Raw genomic sequence first — 14,870 nt, forward strand, 5'->3', positions numbered from 1 at the left:
CTCATGATAAAATTATTTGAAGGCGGCAAAGCAGTTAGCCTAGATGACATTCTATTAAACCGAGAATGGCGCGTTGCGATCCAAACGCAACTGCTTGCTAAACACCAGCCACAAAGCCTTGTGGCGCTTAAATTAAACATACCTGGGTCAATAAAAAATAGCCAGCTTTTGCGTTATATTTTTTACCAGGGACTTATGGCATTAACGGCAGACTTACAACCGAGTCACCAGCTTGTTTTTGCCGAGCGTAGCACCGGACCAGAAGCTTTTTTATGCTTGGAATGCTCAGCTAAGGCATGTAAGCAAAAGACCATCTATTTTGAGGAAAATTTCTCACTCGGGCGGCTCTTTGATGCCGATGTTTTGCAGCCAGATGCTCAACAGCTTTCCCGCACAGCCCTAGGTGCGCCCCCAAGGAGTTGTTTTGTGTGTTGCAAGCCAGCTAAAGTGTGCTCACGCAGTCAAAATCATGACGCACAAGAGATTATTACCCAGCTTTCAGATGCTGTTGCAACCTTTTTTCAGCAAGAAAAACAAAGAATGGTGGGAACAGCTATCAAAGCCCTGCTCTATGAGGTCTCGGTCTTGCCCAAACCGGGCCTAGTTGATCCGGCTAGTCAAGGCAGCCACCCAGATATGGATGTCTTTACTTTTATTGATAGCGCGACCAGTCTAGCTCCCTATTTTGCCGCACTTTTTGACCTAACGATTAACTGGACCGGCTCGCTGCCAGCCTTATTTGCTGCTGCTCGAGGAGAAGGAATTAAGGCTGAGCGGCAAATGTTTGCAGCGACAGCAGGTGTTAATACCCATAAGGGAGCCATTTTTTCACTAGGGCTTGTGTATATAGCGAGCATCTACCAGTGTTTCACTGACCTGTCTTGTTCAGAAATCATTCGTGCAATGACTAAAGGCATTACCCAGACTGACTTTGCCAAGCTAGCCAGTAAACCTAGTCTAACAGCAGGTGAACAGCAATTTTTAGACTATGGATTCAAGGGAGTCAGAGGCGAAGCCGAAAAAGGCTTTCCCCAAGTCTTTGAGCTGGCCCTGCCGTATCTCAAACAAACGCAAGGCACCATTAACCAGCGCCTCCTAGATACGCTGATGACTGTGTCCACTCAGATACAGGATTCTAATCTCATCAAGCGAGCAGGCAATCTCGCTGTGGTTGAGACCCTACAGACTCAGGTCCAGACCTTTTTTGACCTAGGAGGAGCCAAAACACCTCAAGGCATCGCCTACTTACAGACACTTGATGCAGCGTTTATCAGCCAAAACCTCAGTCTAGGCGGAACCGCCGACCTGCTGATTGTCACTATCTTTCTAGCACTTTTAGATGGGAGTTTGGGTAAGGAAAATCGCTGAGCCTGCCAGCTATTATTAGCTGAGACCGGCTTGCATGTTGGCTTGAACTAGCTTTTGGATTAGCTAGCGCCTCGCAGCAGTGGCGGTAACTCTTGCCAGACTGACTGCTACGTGCATGCAAAAAAGCATTGCTTCCAGCTAAGAGACCTCTTGTCTATGCTCAGCAGCAAAGCCAGCATGAAATCCTGCAGGAAGCCAGAAAAGCGATTGGACAAAGACACAAGAATGTGTTACAATCAAGTCCAAGAAAGAAACAGTTTTATTCTCATGCCAAGCGAATCCGGGAGAGTGGGAGCCGGATGGTGATGGTAAAACCCAGTGGCGCTTTCTTATCAGACTGCCTAGGCAGCCTTTAGCTAAGATAAGCTTAAACGAAGTAATAAAATAGGGTGGAACCGCGTTTTGACGCCCCTATGTCATAAGACATGGGAGGCGGACAGGCGGTTCTTTTCTTATGTTGACTAGGTGTTGAACCAAGTGCAAATCAGTAACGCGCTAGCTATTTTCAACCGCATAAACTTAAAAGTCAGGCGCCTTGTTAAAAAGAGATGCCACTTTGTTAGCCAATCTGCAAAGCCCAATTGCTAGCGCAAAGACCAGGCTAGTCTTGGTAAGATCAGCTAAACACATTTAAGGAGAAAGAACATGACACAACCATTGACCTTTCAAGAAATCATCTTAACCTTGCAAACCTATTGGAATGATCAGGGCTGTATGTTGATGCAGGCCTATGATAATGAAAAAGGAGCTGGCACCATGTCACCCTATACCTTTTTACGGGCTATTGGTCCTGAGCCTTGGAATGCAGCCTATGTCGAACCATCCCGCCGACCAGCTGACGGCCGCTATGGGGAAAACCCTAACCGTCTCTACCAGCATCACCAATTTCAGGTTGTGATGAAACCATCACCTGATAATATCCAAGAGCTCTATTTAAAATCCTTAGAACTGCTTGGCATCAATCCCCTAGAGCACGACATTCGTTTTGTGGAAGATAACTGGGAAAATCCTTCAACAGGTTCTGCTGGTCTTGGTTGGGAAGTCTGGCTGGATGGGATGGAAATTACCCAATTTACCTACTTTCAACAAGTAGGTGGCCTTGCTACCTCACCTGTGACAGCTGAGGTAACCTATGGCTTAGAGCGCCTAGCTTCCTATATTCAAGAAGTGGACTCGGTTTACGACATTGAGTGGGCACCAGGGATCAAATATGGTGAAATCTTTAAGCAACCAGAATACGAGCACTCAAAATATTCATTTGAGGTTGCCAATCAGGAGATGCTGCTTGATAATTTTGAAAAATATGAAAAAGAAGCCAACCGGGCACTGGCTGAAGGTCTGGTGCATCCTGCTTACGATTATGTGCTCAAATGTTCCCATACCTTTAACCTGTTAGATGCCAAAGGTGCAGTGTCAGTGACGGAACGTGCGGGCTATATTGCTAGAATCAGAAACCTGGCGCGGGTGGTCGCTAAAACATTTGTGGCCGAACGTAAAAAGTTAGGCTTTCCTCTATTAGATGAAGCGAGTCGGGCTAAACTCCTAGCCAAAGACGAAGCTTAAGTTCTAAGGAGCTCTTAACAAGGGCACAGCAACCTGACGAGCAGTCTTCTGCCGCTTGATTCTTGCCTTGTCAGGCTTACGAAAGCTCAAGCAGAGCTAATGGAATGTGCCTAAGGAGCATTTTAAGCGCATATCCTTTTGCAAATTTTTACCAGTAAGGAGTAACAGATGACAAAAGATTTATTAGTAGAACTCGGCTTAGAAGAATTACCGGCTTATGTGGTGACTCCGAGTGAACACCAACTAGGCCAAAAAATGGGCCAATTCTTGCAAGATAATCGCCTCGCTTATCAATCCATTGAAACCTTCTCAACGCCGCGTCGTTTGGCCGTTCGTGTCAAAGGCTTAGCCGAGCAGCAGACTGATTTGACGGAGGATTTTAAAGGTCCAGCCAAAAAGATCGCACTGGATGCCCAAGGGAATTTTTCCAAGGCAGCGCAGGGCTTTGTCCGGGGCAAGGGCTTGACTGTGGCTGATATTGAGTTTCGTGAAGTCAAAGGCGAATCCTATGCCTATGTCACCAAACATGAACCAGGTAAGTCAGTGGTTGAGGTGCTTGCAGCCATCCCAGAAGTGCTTGCAAGCCTAACCTTCCCTGTGACGATGCATTGGGCTAATCACCATTTTGAATACATTCGTCCGGTCCATACCTTGACGGTCTTACTTGATGAGCAAGTTTTGCCTATGTCTTTTTTGGCTATTCAGTCTGATCGCATTAGTCGCGGCCATCGTTTCTTAGGGACAGAGACGCCGATTGCTTCAGCCAATTCCTACCAAGATGACCTGCGCCAGCAATTTGTCATTACTGATGCTAAGGAACGCCAGCAAATGATTTTGGATCAAATCAAGGCGATTGAAGCACAACATCAGATTAAGGTGGAGATTGATCCTGATTTACTAAACGAAGTACTTAATTTAGTGGAGTATCCAACTGCTTTTTTGGGCAGCTTTGATCCTAAATACCTGGATGTGCCTGAGGAAGTGCTGGTAACGTCTATGAAAAATCACCAGCGTTACTTTGTTGTGCGCAACCAGGCTGGCAAACTCTTGCCTAACTTTGTTTCAGTGCGCAATGGGAATGCTGAGCACATTGAAAATGTGATTAAGGGAAATGAAAAGGTCTTGGTTGCCCGGCTTGAAGACGGCGAATTCTTTTGGCAAGAAGACCAAAAACTCCAGATTGCTGATTTAGTTGCCAAATTAAACCAGGTGACCTTCCATGAAAAGATCGGGTCTTTGGCTGAGCATATGGAGCGGACCAAGCTGATTGCCCAATACTTAGCTCAACAAGCTGACTTGTCAAAAACTGAGCAGACTGCGCTTTTGCGTGCAGCTGAGATTTACAAATTTGACCTCTTGACGGGCATGGTTGATGAATTTGACGAATTGCAAGGCGTTATGGGTGAAAAATACGCCTTACTGGCTGGTGAAGACCCAGCAGTAGCCATCGCTATCCGCGAGCACTATCTACCAAGCTCAGCAGAAGGTGCTCTGCCAGAGACAAAGGTCGGTGCAGTGCTGGCCCTAGCTGATAAACTCGATACGTTGCTAGCCTTCTTTAGTGTTGACTTGATTCCAAGTGGCTCTAATGACCCCTATGCGCTACGCCGAGCTACCCAGGGGATTGTCCGCATTCTGGAAGCCTTTGGCTGGGATATTGCCTTGGATGAGCTAATTGCCCATCTCTATAGCCTGTCTTTTGACAGTCTAACCTATGCGCATCAGGCAGAAGTCATGGATTTTATTGCTGGACGGATTGAAAAGATGATGGCCCCAACCATTGCTAAAGACATTCGCACAGCTGTTCTTGCCTCTGACACCTATGTGGTCCGTCTCATGCTAGCAGCCAGCGCAGCCCTTGCCCAAAAGAGTAAAGAAGCTGACTACAAAGGAGCCATCGAGAGCCTATCTAGAGTCTTTAACTTGGCACAAAAAGCTGACGCAGCTATCAGTGTGCAACCAGACCTCTTTGAAAATGCCGCTGAAGCCGACTTGTATCAAGCTGTCGCTGCTCTTGATTTGCGCGATGACATGGCAGCAAATGTGACCCAATTATTTGCCCTAAGTTCGGTGATTGATGCTTTCTTTGACCAGACGATGGTAATGGCCGATGATGAGCAAGTCAAAAACAATCGTCTGGCTCTGCTTGCTAGCCTAGTGGCAAAAGCAAAAAAGGTTGCAGCCTTTAATCTCTTAAATTCAAAATAAGCATTGTCAACTTGGCGGCTAGGCTTGAAAAGACGCTGCAAGCCTACCCATCACTGCAATACAGGAGAAAGGAAAAAGGGCCAAAGGTCACACTTAGTGCTTGCTAAACCTTGTTAAGCCGAGGAAAAACAGCCTTAAGCCCAGATCGGTAAGAATAAATGGATCCTAAAAAAATCGAACGTATTAACGAACTTGCTAAAAAGAAAAAAACCGTCGGCCTCACTGGTCCAGAAAAAGTGGAACAAGCCAAGCTGCGTGAAGAATACATAGAAGGTTTTCGTCGCTCCGTACGCCATCACGTTGAAGGCATCAAATTAGTAGATGAAGCAGGCAATGACGTTACCCCAGAAAAGCTCCGCCAAGTGCAAAGGGAAAAAGGGCTACATGGCCGTAGCTTGGATGATCCCAATTCCTAATGCAAAGAAGCAGGAACTAGGCTTGGCCATGGGACCGTGGCCTTGTTTGGCAGTAAGTCCTGCTTGGCCCAGCTACAGCTTACAGGTTACGAGCACAAAGCCAGCCAAGCTAAGAAAGTCAAGTAGGCATTAAGCCAGCTTTGGCTTTCTTTTTTGTTGTCGTTGAAAAGCTTAAGCAATCCACCAAGCACTGTTTGTTTGAGCTAGAGGCGGCTTTTTCTTATCTGTAGGGAGTAAGTGAATAGCTGACTGAGCACATCAGTAGCTGTGGTCCAACTGGTCTAAAAGAATGTTTTTTGGGGTAAAGTCAGGTTTTCTGGCAGGCTTTTGATCTGAATTTGGGTATAATAGTAGAAACAGACAACCCCAAACCCCATTTTTTAGGAGGAGTAAAATGGTACAAGAGACCTACATCATGGCGATTGACCAAGGAACGACAAGTTCTAGAGCAATTATTTTTAACCATCAAGGTGAGAAAATTAGTAGTAGCCAAAAGGAATTCCCCCAACTGTTCCCACATGCTGGCTGGGTTGAACATGACCCGCATCAGATTTGGAATTCTGTCCAATCGGTCATTGCAGATGTGTTTATTGAATCAAGCATTAAACCTGGACAAATCGAGGCCATCGGTATTACCAATCAGCGAGAAACCACCGTGGTCTGGGATAAAACAACGGGGAAGCCTATTTATAATGCTATAGTGTGGCAGTCGCGGCAAACCGCAGATATTGCCAATCAGCTCAAAGAAGCCGGACACACAGCGATGATTCATCGTAAAACTGGCCTGGTCATTGATGCCTACTTTTCAGCGACCAAGGTTCGCTGGATTCTTGATCAGGTACCAGGCGCGCAGGCGCGCGCAGAACGTGGGGACTTGCTCTTTGGCACCATTGATACCTGGTTGGTCTGGAAGTTGACAGACGGTGCTGTCCATGTCACCGATTATACCAATGCCGCTAGGACTATGTTGTTTAACATCAAGGACTTAGACTGGGATGATGAGATTTTAGCTTTATTAAATATTCCCAAGATCATGTTGCCACAAGTCCGCTCCAATTCAGAGATCTATGGCAAGACAGCTCCCTTTCATTTTTATGGTGGCGAGGTTCCCATTGCTGGGATGGCAGGCGATCAACAAGCAGCGCTTTTTGGCCAGCTGGCTTTTGAGCCGGGCATGATTAAAAACACCTATGGAACGGGCTCCTTTATCATTATGAATACTGGCCAGACCATGCAGTTATCTTCCAATAACTTGCTGACAACGATTGGCTACGGTATTAATGGGCAGATCCACTATGCTTTAGAAGGTTCGATTTTTATTGCTGGTAGTGCGGTGCAATGGCTGCGCGATGGGCTTAGGATGGTGGATACAGCCAGTGACTCTGAGACTCTCGCTTACTCAGCCACCAGCTCAGATGATATTTACGTGGTGCCTGCCTTTACGGGCCTTGGGGCGCCCTACTGGGATTCTGATGCGCGTGGTGCTGTCTTTGGCTTAACCAGAGGAAGCACCAAAGCCGACTTTGTTAAGGCGACCCTCCAAGCCATTGCTTATCAAGTCCGCGATGTGCTTGATACCATGACGGTAGATTCTGGCATGACCATTCCCCAGCTACGGGTAGATGGCGGAGCAGCGATGAATAACTACCTCATGCAATTTCAAGCAGACATCCTAGGCATTGATATAGCTAGGGCGAGAAATTTGGAGACTACTGCCCTGGGAGCAGCCTTTTTAGCTGGCCTTGCAGTTGGTTATTGGCCGGATTTGGCTGCGCTCAAAGAATTAAATGCGACTGGTCGGCTTTTTAGAGCTCAGATGCCGCTAGATCGCAGAGAAAAACTCTATCAAGGTTGGAAACAAGCCATTAAAGCAACTCAATTATTTGCCCAGCCAGATAGTAACTCGTAAGCATAGCAGCAGGCCAAACCCTAAGCCTGCTTTTTTAACGTCCTAGTCAGTGCTAGGTTGAAGTTAGCTAAAAACAAGTCTAACTTTGCACAGAAAAGTGTGTAAGACTTGGACTTTTGATGCCTGCATTTCCTTGGTATACTTTGGGAGCAATACCTGTAGAGAAAAGGGCTTTTTTTAGCTGGTATTTTCTAAAACATAGTTTCAAAGGAGGGTAAAGATGAAATTTTTCTTAGATACTGCAAATGTTGAAGCCATCAAAGCGATTACGGAACTTGGTCTAGTTGATGGGGTGACAACCAACCCGACTATTATTTCTCGTGAGGGGTGCGATTTTGAGACCCAGATCAAAGAGATCTGTCAGATAGTTGATGGTCCCGTCAGTGCGGAAGTAACCGGTCTGACCACTGATGAGATGGTTGAGCAAGCGAGAAACATTGCGCAGTGGCATGACCAGGTAGTTGTCAAAATTCCCATGACTAAAGCGGGCTTAAAGGCGACGCACCAATTAGCCAAAGAAGGTATCAAGACGAATGTCACGCTTATTTTTACTGCTTCTCAAGGTCTCATGGCGATGAAGGCTGGTGCTACTTACATCAGTCCGTTTATTGGTCGCCTAGAAGACATTGGCTCTGATCCTTATCAGCTAATTGCTGATTTACGTCAGATTATTGATCATTATGGCTTTAAGAGCGAGATCATTTCGGCAAGTATTCGTAATGCTGCTCAGGTCGAAGCTGTTGCTCGGCTAGGTTCAGATATTGCCACTATTCCTGATGCGGTATTTAGTAAAATGGTCGCCCATCCCTTGACCACTAGTGGTCTTGAGCAATTCATGAAAGACTGGGCAGCCTTTAAAACATTAAAATAGGACTTTGGCACTCGTAAGAGGATATGAAGAAGATCGTGAAGTGCTTAACGATTTAGCAAAAAAGCTTAAAACACCACGACACATCAAAAAAGCCAATTGATGTAAGTGATTACATAGCTGTCAGATAAGTGTCTCTCAAGGATGAATTTTTGGTGAATTCATGATTTTATGAAAGACTAAGGGGCTTTTTATGATACAATAGAAAACGTAAAAACGTTGTATTTTTAATAGGGAATAACAGAAAGGTTTTACTTATGACATTTGATGCAGTCGATCAGTTGGCAGTAACTACTGTCCGCACGCTTTCTATGGATGCCATTCAGGCGGCTAATTCAGGGCATCCTGGCCTTCCGATGGGATCCGCGCCGATGGCTTATGTGCTATGGAATCATTTCATGAATTGTAATCCTAAAACAAGCCGGAATTGGACCAATCGTGACCGATTTGTCTTATCAGCTGGCCACGGTAGTGCCATGTTATATAGCCTTTTGCATTTAGCAGGATATGATGTCACAATAGAAGACTTAAAGCAGTTTCGCCAATGGGGTTCTAAAACACCTGGCCACCCAGAGGTCAACCATACCGATGGTGTTGAGGCAACCACAGGACCTTTAGGTCAAGGGATCGCAAATGCTGTGGGAATGGCCATGGCTGAAGCTCATCTGGCTGCCAAATATAACAAACCTGGCTATGAGATTGTCAACCACTATACCTTTGCTCTTAATGGTGACGGCGACTTGATGGAGGGCGTTAGCCAAGAAGCCGCTAGCTTAGCTGGCCATTTGAAATTGGGGAAACTGATCTTGCTTTACGATTCAAATGACATTTCCTTAGATGGGCCAACATCCATGGCCTTTACAGAAGATGTGAAAGGTCGCTTTGAAGCTTATGGCTGGCAACACATCCTGGTAGAAGATGGAAATGACCTAAAAGCCATTGCCCAAGCCATCGAAGCAGCCAAGGCTGAGAGCACTAAACCAAGTATCATCGAAGTCAAGACAATTATCGGCTTTGGAGCGCAAAAACAAGGAACATCTGCTGTCCATGGCGCACCACTAGGACCAGAAGGCATCGCCTTTGCAAAGCAATCCTACCAATGGACCTACGATGATTTCGTTGTCCCTGAAGCTGTCAAAGAGCGTTTTGCCCAAGGCCTGCAAGCACGCGGTGCCAAAGCCGAGGCTGAGTGGAATGCTCTCTTTAACAAGTACCAAGCAGCCTACCCAGAATTGGCCCAAGCTTACCAAGCTGCTTTTGCCAATGAGGCCTTGTCGGTAGAATTAGCTGCGCATGAGCTGGGCACATCCAAGGCTAGCCGGGTGACCAGTCAAGAAGCCATCCAGCAGATTTCTGAACAAGTGGCCAGCTTTTGGGGTGGTTCAGCTGACCTATCAGCTTCTAACAACACTATGGTCAAAGCAGAAACGGACTTCCAACCTGGCCACTATGTAGGCCGCAATATCTGGTTTGGGGTACGCGAATTTGCCATGGCAGCTGCGATGAATGGGATTGCCCTCCACGGCGGAACCAGAGTTTACGGCGGAACATTCTTTGTCTTTTCTAACTATCTGCTTCCTGCGGTGCGGATGGCTGCGCTGCAAAAACTCCCAACGGTTTATGTCATGACCCATGATTCTATTGCAGTTGGTGAAGATGGCCCTACTCATGAGCCTATTGAGCAATTAGCTTCGGTGCGTTCGATGCCAAATCTAAATGTGATTCGCCCAGCAGATGGCAATGAAACCAATGCCGCCTGGAAGCGCGCCTTGGCTGAAACAGACCGGCCTACCATGTTGGTCTTGACCCGGCAAAATTTACCTGTGCTTGAAGGCACTAAGGAATTGGCTGAAGCTGGTCTGAACAAAGGAGCTTATGTCTTATCAGAAGCTAAAGGCGAGCTTGATGGTATCTTGATTGCGACAGGATCCGAAGTGAAATTGGCCCTTGATACCCAAGCAGCGCTTGAAGTAGAAGGCATCCATGTGCGGGTCGTTTCGATGCCGTCCCAAAATATCTTTGATGAGCAATCAGCAGCCTATAAAGAAAGCATTTTACCAGCAGCAGTGACCAAACGTCTAGCCATCGAAGCAGGCTCAAGCTTTGGTTGGGCCAAATACGTCGGCCTTGCTGGTAAGACCCTAACCATTGATACTTGGGGAGCTTCAGCACCAGGCAACCGCATTTTTGAAGAGTACGGCTTTACCACCGCCAATGCCCTTGCTCTTTTCAAATCATTATAAAGATCAAAAGAAGGGCTTTGGCTCTTCTTTTTTGAACTGGTTTTCAACCGGACGAGGAGAGCTTGAACCAGGCTTGACAAGATGAAGAGAATCTATTAAGATGAATAAAAAAGATTGTATTAGAAAAGAAATACAACGCATGCTTTACGTGTCTTCAGGAAAAAAGGAGTAGCTATGATTGACTTTCAACATGTTTCAAAACTCTATGGTGACAAAGAGGCCTTAAGTGATCTCAATTTAAGAATTCAAAACGGGGAGATTTTTGGATTATTAGGGCATAATGGTGCCGGTAAAACCACTAGCCTTAGTATTTTAACCTCACAAATTGCAGCGAGTTATGGTGAAGTCATCGTTGATGGCCAAGCGCTGAGTGAGCATCGTGAGCAAATCAAACAAAAGATTGGTTATGTGCCTGACTCACCAGACCTTTTCCTCAACCTGACAGCTTTGGAATATTGGCACTTTCTTGCAAAGATTTACAGAGTTGATAGCGAGCATGCTCGTGAGCGTATTGATAGCCTAAGTCACTTGTTTGATATACAAGATGACCTGCACCAGACTATTGAGAGTTTCTCACATGGGATGCGACAAAAAACAATTGTTATTGGTGCCCTTTTATCCAATCCTGACATCTGGGTGCTTGATGAACCATTGACTGGTTTAGATCCTCAAGCAGCCTTTGACTTGAAGCAATTAATGCGCAAGCACGCCGATCAGGGGAAAATCGTCTTGCTGTCCACCCATGTCCTAGCAGTGGCAGAGCAAATTTGTGACCGCTTTGCTATTCTAAAAAAAGGCAAAGTCATCTTTTTAGGTAGCATGGAAGATCTACAACGTGAGCATCCAGGCAAGGACTTAGAGGAGATTTACTTGAGTTTGGCTGGGCGGCAACAGCAAAAGGAGGTGTAGGATGATTCGTTGGTCCATTATTTGGGAACTTATTAAGATCAATATTCTTTATTCCAACCCATCAGCACTCCATAGCCTTAGGCGCAAGCAGGAAAAAAAGCCCAAGGAAAATTTTCATGCTTATGCTAGTATGCTGCGCGGTCAAGCTTTCCTCTCCCTCTCTTTCTTGCTGGTTTACATCTATATGTTTATGGGTGTTAATTTTAAGCATTATCCGGGCTATTTTTCCTTCTACCTTGCCTTATTCTTTGTCATGGCGACGGTTAGCTGCTTTACAGCCATGTACTCAGTTTTTTATGACAGTAGAGATATTAAAGGCTATGTGCCTTTGCCGATTCGCCCGGTCGAAATCTATCTGGCCAAGGTCGTTGCCTCGCTTGGGATGGGGACACTGTTTTTGATGCCGCTCTTTCCCCTCTTTATCATTGCTTACTGGCAAATGCTGGCGGGGCCTTTAGCTATCTTTTTAGCCCTGATGATGTTTGCCATCATTTTAGGTTCAAGCTTAGTCTTATCACTTATTTTGACCGCTTTGGTTGGGCACATTATCGTTCGTAGTCGGCATCGTAAGCTCATTGCTACTGCCTTGATTTTCTTTTCAAGTTTAGGTGCCTTTGGGTTGCTCCTTTATCTAAACATTGTGAACACCCAGCGGATGGCAGTGGGCGATCAGTTGAGTGATCAGCCTTTGGTTCCTTACTTTGCAGGCTTCTACCACGTGGTTCAAGCCCCCTTGTCGCAGGCTAGTTTACTGCATTTTTGGGCACCGCTTGCTTTGACGTTTGCTTTGGCAGCTTACCTTTATTGGAAAGTCATTCCAAATTATTACAACGAAGCCCTTTACCAACAAAAGCAATCAGCTAAAAAGCCAAGTAAGTCTAATTGGCAGACGATTACAAACAAGGACCATTTGGTAATGGTTTGGTTCAAGCACCACGTTGCCACTGTGCAGGATCCAACCTTATTGAGTCAGACTTTTTTGCTTCCTCTATTTATGCTAGCTTCCTTATTTATGCCGCTTTTTATGAATGCAAGAACGATTGGTCATTTTATAACCGCTGATTACTTTGGAGCAGCTGCCTTAGCTGGCATTACCGTAGGGGGAATAACCACGCTACCAACAACCTTTGTCGGGGTAGGTATTTCCCTGGAAAAAGAAAATTTCAACTATATCAAGAGTTTACCTGTCTCGATGAAGTCATTTTTACAGGGAAAATTCTTCTCCCTGCTCCTCTTACAAATTGGTGTTCCTGTCTTGTTGTTTCTGATCCTTGAGGTAAGCCTATTTCACTTTAATGCCCCTATTTTTCTAAGCTTTATGCTGGCTTACCTGCTCAGCAGTGCCTTGATGGGGCAAATCTTCTATCGACGCGATTACAAAAACCTTAATCTCAATTGGCAAAATGTCACTGAATTGTTCACACAGCAGGGCAATCAGTGGCTATTTATGGGAATAATGTTGGGTGCTGTCCTTATTGGTGGAGGCTTATTAGGAGGCGTGGTTATGCTTTCTATAGTCACCCAGCAAACCCTATTGATTAATAGCTTAACGATCCTTTTGATGTTGGGCATAGCAATTGCTGTGCAACTATTTTTGCATCACAAGTTTTGGAAGCAGCTAGCACAAGGCCTAGACTCAGAGGCTCACTAACTGAACCTAGTGCTTTATCACAGACTGTGATGGGATCAGAAACGATTAGCACAAAAGAATTCTGGTAATGGGTTTGGTAGCTTGGCTGCCTGGCCCTTTTTGTATGGGGTGCGGACATGCTTGACCCAAGGACCAGCAGTGCGGCCTTGAATCATTCCCGTAGTTAGTTATTCCATAGCCATCATAGCTTTTCAAACCCTCAAAAAGAAAAATCGCCACGTTAAGTAGCGATTTTTCCCTTTTGTGAGCCTCAATGAAACGTCAAAGCGTTATAATAGTTTTAAGCAAAAATCTCTATTAACGAGGTCTCACTATGAAAATTATAACACAGCTTAACCTTTTTGAAGATCAGGAACTGGGTGATTTGGAAAAAATTTTGATGGTATTAGATGGTCTTCCAGAAACGGATTTCTTTGACCAGTTAGAAGCCAAACGAAAACATGGTCGAAAAGATTACACCATCCAGTCCTATTTCATTGCCTATATTGCTAAAATAGTTCTTCAATTGGAAACCGATCAACAGTTGATTCGTCAGCTTAATATGAATAGTCAACTACGTCAAATCTGTGGCTTTGAAACCCACGGGGTTAAATTGAAAAATGGGACGATAAAACTAGTCCATGCCCCCTCTAAATCTGCTTATTCCCGTTTCATCCAGGACTTGGAAGAGGTCTGCCCTGATATTGAGGACTGGGTATTATCTGGCATATCTGAACTATATGACCTTCTTCCTAATTTCGGTGTTAACTTGGCCTTAGATGGTAAATTCATAGATAGCTATGCTAGTCCTTATGGTAAATATAAGAAAAAGAAAGATAAGCGTGCCGATTTAGATGCCGATAGTGGAATCAAACAGTGCCCTCATAAAAATGGGATGGTAACTAAAGAAACCCATTATGGCTATCGTTGTCATCTTATCGTTGATACGACCTATGAATTACCTGTGGCTTGGAGAGTAACACCAGCCTCAAAAGGGGAACCAACGGTTGCGAAAGAGCTCATCAGGAACCTCAGTCCAATGACGCTTGAAAAAGGGAAGTACCTAATGGCAGACAAAGGCTACAGTGGCAGCCCTCTTCAAGCTCTTTTGGAGGAGGCTCATATCGTCACAATCATTGATAACCCACATAAGTGGAAAGAGAATGGCACTAGGCAATATTTGGATACCGATTTGATTTATAACCAATCAGGAGAAGTGTTTTGGGTAGATGATAGAGGCCAAGCGATTCAGCTCATGTACAAGGGCTATGATTCTTCTAGTGATAGTTTACGATATGGTTTTCACCCTAAGTATCAAGATAACTGTATTTTTCGTTTAAAACGATGTGTTGAACCGATTATCTTTAATCAAGTAGCGCGAGATAGTAAGAAGTTCAAGAGGCTATACAGGAAGCGAATAGCTGTGGAGCGAGTGAATGGACGATTAGACAGAGACTTTAGGTTTGAGACCCATACTATTCGAGGGTTAAAGAAGATGAGTTTAGCTGTTGCCATGAGCTTTTTAGTCATGCTCGGCTTTGCCTTAAGGAAAGCCAAGTCAGGGACAAGGACTCACCTTGCGAGCTGGGTAGTTTAACTGGTTCAAAAAAATCACCACATAAACAAGGGGTTATTTCGCCCTTTTTTGCATTTAATTGGAAGAAAGGGCATCAGTGAATATTGTTGAGCAATTGTTAAGACAAGGAAAGTCATTATTATCTCCCTTTGGACTATAACAAATTGGACAACAATATTA

10 protein-coding genes are annotated in these 14,870 nt (G+C 45.1%); all 10 read left to right on the forward strand.

What is annotated here, in order from left to right; translation table 11 throughout:
* Positions 1–3 precede the first annotated feature (3 nt).
* The 10 genes from citG to K5J94_RS04320 all read left to right on the forward strand — a co-directional run bounded on the left by citG (position 4) and on the right by K5J94_RS04320 (position 14,711).
* Positions 4–1,368, forward strand: a complete 1,365-nt coding sequence (gene citG / locus K5J94_RS04275; protein ID WP_221913635.1) for a triphosphoribosyl-dephospho-CoA synthase CitG — start codon at positions 4–6, stop codon at positions 1,366–1,368.
* 645 nt (positions 1,369–2,013) lie between these two features.
* A complete protein-coding gene (glyQ, locus tag K5J94_RS04280; RefSeq protein ID WP_159542880.1) occupies positions 2,014–2,931 on the forward strand; it encodes a glycine--tRNA ligase subunit alpha in 918 nt (305 codons plus the stop codon).
* Between the two features lie 168 nt (positions 2,932–3,099).
* On the forward strand, positions 3,100–5,139 hold the full coding sequence (gene glyS, locus K5J94_RS04285) for a glycine--tRNA ligase subunit beta (protein ID WP_221913636.1): 2,040 nt from the start codon (positions 3,100–3,102) through the stop codon (positions 5,137–5,139).
* Positions 5,140–5,297: 158 nt separating this feature from the next.
* Positions 5,298–5,555 carry a DUF896 family protein gene (locus tag K5J94_RS04290; protein WP_159542874.1) on the forward strand — a complete coding sequence of 86 codons (258 nt, stop codon included), beginning with the start codon at positions 5,298–5,300 and terminating at the stop codon, positions 5,553–5,555.
* Positions 5,556–5,949: 394 nt separating this feature from the next.
* Positions 5,950–7,464, forward strand: a complete 1,515-nt coding sequence (glpK, locus tag K5J94_RS04295; RefSeq protein WP_221913637.1) for a glycerol kinase GlpK — start codon at positions 5,950–5,952, stop codon at positions 7,462–7,464.
* A 220-nt stretch (positions 7,465–7,684) separates the two neighbouring features.
* On the forward strand, positions 7,685–8,335 hold the full coding sequence (fsa, locus tag K5J94_RS04300) for a fructose-6-phosphate aldolase (protein ID WP_159564124.1): 651 nt from the start codon (positions 7,685–7,687) through the stop codon (positions 8,333–8,335).
* A gap of 254 nt (positions 8,336–8,589) precedes the next feature.
* The gene (gene tkt, locus K5J94_RS04305; protein ID WP_159564125.1) at positions 8,590–10,575 is read left to right on the forward strand and encodes a transketolase; all 1,986 of its coding nucleotides are present in this window, start codon (positions 8,590–8,592) and stop codon (positions 10,573–10,575) included.
* A gap of 174 nt (positions 10,576–10,749) precedes the next feature.
* The gene (locus K5J94_RS04310; protein ID WP_159564126.1) at positions 10,750–11,484 is read left to right on the forward strand and encodes an ABC transporter ATP-binding protein; all 735 of its coding nucleotides are present in this window, start codon (positions 10,750–10,752) and stop codon (positions 11,482–11,484) included.
* 1 nt (position 11,485) lies between these two features.
* Positions 11,486–13,135, forward strand: a complete 1,650-nt coding sequence (locus K5J94_RS04315; protein WP_221913639.1) for an ABC transporter permease — start codon at positions 11,486–11,488, stop codon at positions 13,133–13,135.
* A gap of 313 nt (positions 13,136–13,448) precedes the next feature.
* Positions 13,449–14,711, forward strand: coding sequence for a transposase (locus tag K5J94_RS04320; RefSeq protein WP_221912773.1), 1,263 nt, complete (start codon positions 13,449–13,451; stop codon positions 14,709–14,711).
* Positions 14,712–14,870: the final 159 nt, after the last annotated feature.

This window comes from Streptococcus halichoeri, assembly GCF_019774635.1.
Taxonomy (GTDB): Bacteria; Bacillota; Bacilli; order Lactobacillales; family Streptococcaceae; genus Streptococcus; species Streptococcus halichoeri.

Coding starts and splice junctions, on each gene's coding strand:
- glyS (WP_221913636.1), top strand. CDS start 3,100: ATGACAAAAGATTTATTAGTAGAACTCGGCTTAGAAGAATTACCGGCT.
- fsa (WP_159564124.1), top strand. CDS start 7,685: ATGAAATTTTTCTTAGATACTGCAAATGTTGAAGCCATCAAAGCGATT.
- glpK (WP_221913637.1), top strand. CDS start 5,950: ATGGTACAAGAGACCTACATCATGGCGATTGACCAAGGAACGACAAGT.
- K5J94_RS04290 (WP_159542874.1), top strand. CDS start 5,298: ATGGATCCTAAAAAAATCGAACGTATTAACGAACTTGCTAAAAAGAAA.
- K5J94_RS04315 (WP_221913639.1), top strand. CDS start 11,486: ATGATTCGTTGGTCCATTATTTGGGAACTTATTAAGATCAATATTCTT.
- K5J94_RS04320 (WP_221912773.1), top strand. CDS start 13,449: ATGAAAATTATAACACAGCTTAACCTTTTTGAAGATCAGGAACTGGGT.
- tkt (WP_159564125.1), top strand. CDS start 8,590: ATGACATTTGATGCAGTCGATCAGTTGGCAGTAACTACTGTCCGCACG.
- citG (WP_221913635.1), top strand. CDS start 4: ATGATAAAATTATTTGAAGGCGGCAAAGCAGTTAGCCTAGATGACATT.
- K5J94_RS04310 (WP_159564126.1), top strand. CDS start 10,750: ATGATTGACTTTCAACATGTTTCAAAACTCTATGGTGACAAAGAGGCC.
- glyQ (WP_159542880.1), top strand. CDS start 2,014: ATGACACAACCATTGACCTTTCAAGAAATCATCTTAACCTTGCAAACC.